Origin of the sequence: Vibrio sp. 10N.222.49.C9 (genome assembly GCF_041474985.1) — a bacterium.
GTDB classification, from domain to species: Bacteria; Pseudomonadota; Gammaproteobacteria; order Enterobacterales; family Vibrionaceae; genus Vibrio; species Vibrio crassostreae_C.
Genome location: NZ_JBFRVD010001170.1, coordinates 1 through 265 on the forward strand (window position 1 = coordinate 1; position 265 = coordinate 265).

Annotated in this window: 1 protein-coding gene; it reads right to left on the reverse strand. The window is 42.3% G+C overall.

Annotated features, from left to right (window positions below; translation table 11 throughout):
• Window positions 1-265: efflux RND transporter periplasmic adaptor subunit (locus AB4585_RS27415; RefSeq protein ID WP_372171903.1), on the reverse strand; the 265-nt coding region annotated here is incomplete at both ends.

Here is a 265-nt window from a genome sequence, read left to right on the forward strand (position 1 = left end):
CCGAGAACAATAGGCTTTTTCACAGCTTTATTATCTTGGTTAACCACAAATATAGAAGGCTCTCCAGATTGGCTTCTGACCACTGCAGATTGTGGAACAATGAGATAGCCTCTCGCTTCTGGCATTGAAATATGGGCGCGAACATACATACCTGCTAGTAATATATTGTCAGGGTTTGGAATAATGGCACGCAACGTTACCGTACCTGTCGAATCTGAAACTAGTGTGTCAGAAAACTCTAATCGGCCGACTTCATCATAAACTA